The sequence below is a fragment of the Frankia sp. CeRuru1 genome (assembly GCF_977966315.1).
This window is the reverse complement of sequence record NZ_CDWWEW010000307.1, coordinates 1-6,237: the sequence shown is the minus strand read 5'-3', so window position 1 is coordinate 6,237 and position 6,237 is coordinate 1. Positions and strand designations below refer to the sequence as shown.

7 protein-coding genes are annotated in these 6,237 nt (G+C 64.5%); all 7 read left to right on the top strand.

Going from position 1 to position 6,237, the window contains the following annotated elements; translation table 11 throughout:
- On the top strand, positions 1 to 726 hold a 726-nt coding region (locus AC08OP_RS18760), incomplete at its 5' end, for a PIG-L deacetylase family protein (protein WP_476615384.1).
- A 14-nt stretch (positions 727 to 740) separates the two neighbouring features.
- Entirely contained in the window at positions 741 to 1,856 is a 1,116-nt protein-coding gene (locus tag AC08OP_RS18755; RefSeq protein WP_476615383.1) for a glycosyltransferase, read from the top strand.
- Complete coding sequence (locus AC08OP_RS18750) at positions 1,853 to 2,743, top strand: glycosyltransferase family A protein (RefSeq protein WP_476615382.1); 891 nt, start codon at positions 1,853 to 1,855, stop codon at positions 2,741 to 2,743. The genes AC08OP_RS18755 and AC08OP_RS18750 overlap by 4 nt, the downstream gene beginning before the upstream one ends.
- Entirely contained in the window at positions 2,740 to 3,576 is an 837-nt protein-coding gene (locus AC08OP_RS18745; protein ID WP_476615381.1) for a phytanoyl-CoA dioxygenase family protein, read from the top strand. Before AC08OP_RS18750 ends, AC08OP_RS18745 begins: the two co-directional genes overlap by 4 nt.
- Before the next feature lie 5 nt (positions 3,577 to 3,581).
- A complete protein-coding gene (locus AC08OP_RS18740; RefSeq protein WP_476615380.1) occupies positions 3,582 to 4,397 on the top strand; it encodes an LLM class flavin-dependent oxidoreductase in 816 nt (271 codons plus the stop codon).
- 22 nt (positions 4,398 to 4,419) lie between these two features.
- On the top strand, positions 4,420 to 5,385 hold the full coding sequence (locus AC08OP_RS18735; protein WP_476615379.1) for a glycosyltransferase family 2 protein: 966 nt from the start codon (positions 4,420 to 4,422) through the stop codon (positions 5,383 to 5,385).
- Positions 5,273 to 5,944, top strand: coding sequence for a sulfotransferase family protein (locus AC08OP_RS18730; RefSeq protein WP_476615378.1), 672 nt, complete (start codon positions 5,273 to 5,275; stop codon positions 5,942 to 5,944). Before AC08OP_RS18735 ends, AC08OP_RS18730 begins: the two co-directional genes overlap by 113 nt.
- Positions 5,945 to 6,237: the final 293 nt, after the last annotated feature.

Below are 6,237 nucleotides of genomic sequence, written 5' to 3'. Positions count from 1 at the left end.
CCCGGGAAATCAGCTCCCGCTCCTCGATGGTCAACTGCTCCCGCCGGCCCATCCACCATCCAGTCCCTCGACGCCAACACGATCATCCTATCGAGGCGTCGCTACAACCGTTTGACCCCGCCCTTCCATCACGCGTGTGGCCTTGGCGACGATGCCATGCTCCACCGACGCAAGGAAGACGACTCCGCTCAGGCTCGGCTGGGCGCGGTTCCCGTCCGGCTTAAGATGCCAGAGGCCCTGTACCGATGCGATGCTGCCGGGCTCCCACGCTATTCAGCGGGGCCGGATATCTTTCTCGCTCGTCGTCGCAGCGTCGAGCCCGACATCGTCGCCCAGGTCGCGCGACGGCTCACCGACCTGCCCGAGATGAGAGAAGCCGATCTGCTGCTGGCGCCAATGGGTATTGGCGGCCACGTCGACCACTGCATCATCGCCGCGGCTGCCAAGCGGCTGCGGCGGCCCGTCCTGTGGTACGAGGACGTTCCGTACGTGCTCTACCGGCGCTGCGCGGGGTGGGCGCAAGACTTGCGGCCGACGGGGCCGGTACTCCACCGGGCCGCGCCGCGGGACTGGGCCGCGAAACTGGACGCGATCGACTGCTATGGCTCCCAGCAGGGCGTGCTCTGGGACGAGCCCGACCAGCGTCGAGAACACCTGACCTCCTATGGCGTCCAGGTTGGTGGCGGTGTCGCGCCCGCCGAGCGGTTCTGGCGGACCCACTCGTGAGGAAGCCGCTATCCGTGCTGCATCTGATTCGGCCGCGCCCGCCCGGAGAGATCGGCGGCGCCGACCTCCACGTCGCGGATCTCGCCGAGGCTCAGCGCACGGCTGGCATGAGTGCCGTGGTTATGGCATTCGGTTCCAACCCGATGTTCGCGGCGGTACTGCGCGAACGGGGGGTGGAGTGCATCGAGCACACGGCTGGCGGCATGCGGGCCTGGCTACGCGACGCCCGACGAGCCATCGCCAAGCTGCGGCCGGACATCGTGCACTCGCACGGCTACCGTGCCGACCTTATAGCTGTGGCGATGCGACGGGCTCGGTGGCGGCAACCGCCGTGCCCGCCGACTCTGGTCATGAGTGTCCATGGCTTCATCCGTACCGGGCCAGCGTTCCGCGCGCTGAGTGGTCTGAACGAGTTGTGCCTGAGAGACGCGGACCTGGTGGTCGCAACCAGCGCCCAGGAAGCCGGAAGGCTGCGTGCTCATGGCCTGCGCGCAGTCAGGTTCATTCCCAATGGTGTACGCGCAGTGCCAGAGGCCCCACGTGGGTACCTGAGCGAGCAGGTGGGCGGGCAGGCCACCCGTCGGATGGTCTTCGTCGGCCGGCTGTCGCCGGAGAAGCGGATCGACCTGTTCCTCCGGGCCGCCCAGTTCCTGGCCACCAAGTGGTCCGACCTCGACTTCGTGGTGATCGGTGGCGGGCCGTTGGAGCTGGAGGCACATCGTCTGGCTGAACGGTGGGGGCTCGCCGACCGCGTGCGCTTCGTGGGACTGCGCCCAGACGTCGGGCAGCTGCTGCGCGGCGCCGATGTGCTCGTCTGTCCTTCGGACAGCGAGGGCACACCGAGGGTGGTGATCGAGGCAATGAGCGTCGGTGTGCCCGTGGTGGCGACGTTGGTCGGCGGGCTACCCGACCTGATCACTGACGGAGCAACCGGTTTTCTGGTCCCTCCGGGAGCCGAAGCAGCAATCGCGGCGGCGGTAAACACCATTCTGAGTCATCCCGACGGGGCTAGGCGGATTGCCCGTGCTGCCGCCGATCGTGCCCGGTCCCACTTCGCCATAGACGTCATGGAGATTCGAATGGCCGAAGCCTACGCCCAGGCACGCCGCATCAAGGGGACAACACAATGAGATTCAAGGTTCTGATGCCAGGCTGGAACTGCTACCAGTACCTTGAGCGAAGCCTTCGGTCTGTGGCCGCGCAGACCGATCCCGCCGTCGATGTCTGTGTGATCGACGACGCCTCGGACGATCCGCGGCAGGCGGCGTTTGTCACCGACTTCTGCGCGCGGCAGGGCTGGACGGCGGTAGTCAATCAGCAGCGGCGTGGTGCTCTCTACAATCTGTACCATGCGGCCAGACTGCTCGCGCCAGAACCCGAGGACGTCATCGTCTTTGTCGATGCCGACGACCGCTTGATATATCCGGACGCCCTGACACGATTGCGTTGGTACTACGATACCTATGCCCCGCTGATCACCTATGGAAGTTACCTATGCGATCCGAGGGACGATCTGGTTACACCGGCAATGAACTTTCCGGTGGAGGTTGTTTCAGCCAACGCCTACCGAGCGTTCTCTGGACGCGATGACCCGGACGCCATCTGGTTCAACCACCTGCGGTCCATGCGCTTCTGGTTGTTTGACCAGCTCAGCCCTGAAGATTTCACCTTCGACGACGGCGGCTGGTTCATGGCATGTTATGATACAGCCATCATGATCCCGGCACTCGAGCTGGCCGGTGGTCGCCACCTCATGATCCCAGAGGTCCTGTACCTATACACGCGGGACAACCCGATCAGCGATTGCCGGGCGAGCCTCAACGAGGTAGACGCCGCGCATCGGGCGATATTTTCCCGGCCACCGAAGAAGCCCATCCGCCCCATCGCGAGGCCAGTAATTGTAGCAGACCAGCGGCCTGACCATTCAGTTTACTACGACACCTCCGGCACCTTCGTCTCTTTCCAGCCGCCATGTGCCGACCGTATGCCCGCCTGGCGGGGCCAGGAGCCACGGTGAACGAAATCGAGCGCTACTTGTTCGACCTAAACGGCTATATCGTCCTGCGCAGCGTACTGGGCGAAGATCAGTTAGCGAGGCTCAACGCGGCGGTGGATGCGGTCGGCGTGCCGGAACTGCTGACGAGGTACCCCTACGTTCATACCGGTTTCCCCCCACTGGATGAGGCCAACGTCGACGTGACCGCAGGCCCGGTGGATATGGTTACCGGGCTTCTTGACGACTGGGGCCAAGAACTGCGCGATCTGGTCGATCAGCCGCGTGTCATGCCCATACTGCGGCGGCTGCTTGGACCGGGACTGCGGCTCGACCATAGCTACGCCATCTTCATGCGCGCTGGCGCGGGCGCGACGACCCCACATCACCTGCACAATGGCGGCACGCCCTTCGACCCGTCCCAGTACTACCTGGTACGCGACGGTCGCATGTTCAACGGGCTGGTCGTGGTTTCCTACGCCCTCACTGACGTCGGGCCAGGCGACGGCGGTTTCTGCGTAATCCCAGGAAGTCACAAGGCCAACTTCCCCCTACCAGACGAGATCCGCGCCATCACCGGAGAAACGCCGCCCGTGGCACATGTGCCCATGAAAGCCGGCGACGCCGTCGTCTTCACCGAGGCGGTCACCCACGGGTCAATCCCTTGGAGCGCCCGACACGACCGGCGCGCGTTGTTGTATAAGTACGCTCCCGGTTTCATGCAGTGGGAGCGACAGTCACCGTGGGCCAGCCTGCATCATCCATGGACCGACCGGCAGCGTCAGTTGCTGACGGGTCCGTACGCCGGGCGCCGGCCCTCCATCCTTGACGTCCGAGAAGATTCCGCCGAGCACTAGGGGGAGTGAGGCAGTCCCATGCGCTTCAGTTGGCTGGCCGAGCAACGCATCTCTGGCCGGATCTACTGGCCCAGGCCATGGCGATCGAGCGGCTGGGCTACGATGCGCTCTGGCTCAGCGACCACATCTTCGCCGAGGGCGAGCGTTGGTTGCTCGACTGTTTATCCATGGCGGCCGCGCTCGGCACCGCTGTCCCCCGGATCGAGATCGGCAGCCTGGTCTTGGCCAATGCCTTCCGGCACCCGCTCCTGGTAGTGCAAACCGCGGTCACTCTGCATCAGATCACGGACGGACGCTTCGTGCTGGGCGTTGGCGCGGGCGGTTCTCGCGACGAGCATGCACGGCTGGACCTGCCGTTCCCCAGCATTGGCGAGCGTGCGGTCCTGCTCGACAGGGCATGTGCCGACATACGCGACGCCCTGCGTGCTCAGAAAGCGGAGGTTCCGCTGTTGGTCGGCGGCACCGGGCCGCACGTTCTTGGCGTCGCGGCCAGGTACGCCGAGCGGTGGACAGTATGGGCCGACCCCACCTCCGCCGGGCGGATTCGCGGCCAGTTGGCCACGCAATGCTTGGCCGCCGGCCGACGAGTCGCGGATGTGCAGTGCGGCGCCGTGACAATGATCGTGCCTGCCCACCTTCCCGCCGGGTCGGGCGGTCCCTGGGAGGCCATGATGGCCGGCAACGCGGCAGAAATGCGCGCGCAGGTAGCTCGTTATGCCGAGGAAGGCGTGGACGAGCTCGTGGTCTGCGAGCATGCGGTCGCGCCCGGCAGCCGGGCGGAGGCGCTGCGCTGGTTCGCCGACGAGGTTGCACACCGATAACATCCAGCGCCGGGGGTCTAAAATGCGGGTCAGCGTCGGTATCTTCGCCCACAACGTGGCCGACACTATAGGCAGAGTCATCGAAAATTTTTTGCTCCAAGAAACCGTCAGAGTCGAGATATTTGAGATTATCGTGGTGTGCTGTAAGTGCACCGACGGCACGGTGGCGACGGTTGCTGAGTATGTTCGTCGCGATGCGCGGGTAAGACTCATAGAAAGGGATCGGCGGCGGGGGAAACTGGCCGCCATCAATACTTTTCTCACAGTGGCCAGCGGTGACATTGTGATGATTTCGGGCGGAGATGTCGTGCCGGGCCCCGCTCTGGTTGAGCGGCTGGCGGCCCCCATGGTGACGGACCCACAGTGCGCGATGACCGGCGCGCGAGTACTCAGCGTCGCCGTCCTGCCCACGGCTGCCGGGCGGCTGCACGAGGTCCTGTGGCACCTGCACCACGAGGTGGCCAGCCGTTCCCCGAAGCTGGGCGAGACCGTAGCCGTTCGTCGTGCCTGCCTACCCGAGCGTCTGCCCGACGGCGTGCACTGCGACGAGGTCCTGATCGAGTCGCTCGTCATCCGCGATAGACGACGGATCTGCTATGTCCCCGAGGCGAGAGTCTACAACCTGCCGCCCCGGCGTGTCGCCCATCTGTACCGCCAGCGGCGCAGGGTCGCATGCCAACACATGGCGGCCATCAAGCAACTTGGATACCGTCCTGCCACCCGCAGTCCCGCAAACGTTCTGTCTGCTCTGGCTTCTATCGCACGCCGCAACCGCGCCAATTGGGTAGCGCTGGCGGCACTGGTCGTCCTGGAGACGGCGGCCGTAGTGCACGGCCGCATAGACTATGTGCGCGGCCATACCTACTCTGTCTGGCGTGCCGCTGACCGCGCCGCCGTCGGGCCTGATTCACCGCACACCAACACCGACTTCGCTGATCGCGAGGGGCCCTGGTATCTGGAGACACACGGTGCAAAGGAAATCTACTGATATCCGGGGTCCCCGTCCGCCGATATTCGGCATCGGGGCTCACCGGACCGGCACATCAACCCTGACAGAGGCACTGAATATACTCGGGTACCGGGCCAGCCATTGGAACGACCGCGCGGAGATCCGGCGAGACGTCGACCGCAGGGTCTTCCGACTCGGGCTCATGGAACGAATGGATGCCGTGAGCGACCTGCCAATACCAACAATTTGGCGAGAGTTGGTCGCATCCTTCCCCGAGGCACGGTTCATCCTCACAATCCGCACGCCGGAAGACTGGATAGAGAGTGTGGAGTGGCACACCCGTGGGCGTGACCTCGTTCCAGAGGAACGCGATTTCTATCGCCGATCGAGCTTCGACCGTGACAGTTTTCTGGCGGCCTACGCCGCCCACAACAGCGCCGTCGTCAGATATTTTTCTGGGCGAGAGAACCTCCTGCTTATGAACATCGCGGCTGGTGACGGCTGGTCCAAGCTCTGCCCGTTCCTGTCGCGAGATCTCCCCGATCCGGCGACACCCTTTCCTCGGGCGGGGTCGACGAGGAGCTTTCCGGTCGCGTGACCGTAATCCAGAAAGCATCGAGGTCGGGGATCGGCCTCGATGCTCCGCCACCACAGTTCGCGCTCGACGCAGGCGTCCTGAGCGTTCAGCGACGGCGAGCGGTATACACTAGGAAGATGCGCTACCTCATGCAGCACCCCGCAGGAACGGGTGAGCTTGTCCTAGACGCGCTTGCCCGCTATTGCAAGGACGTGAAAGTCTCTTACCAGGATGACAGCGCCGTCATCTTCGATTCGACGACGAAGCCATCGGTCGTAGGACAGGCGCCGTTCGCGAAGAACGCATTTTTTATC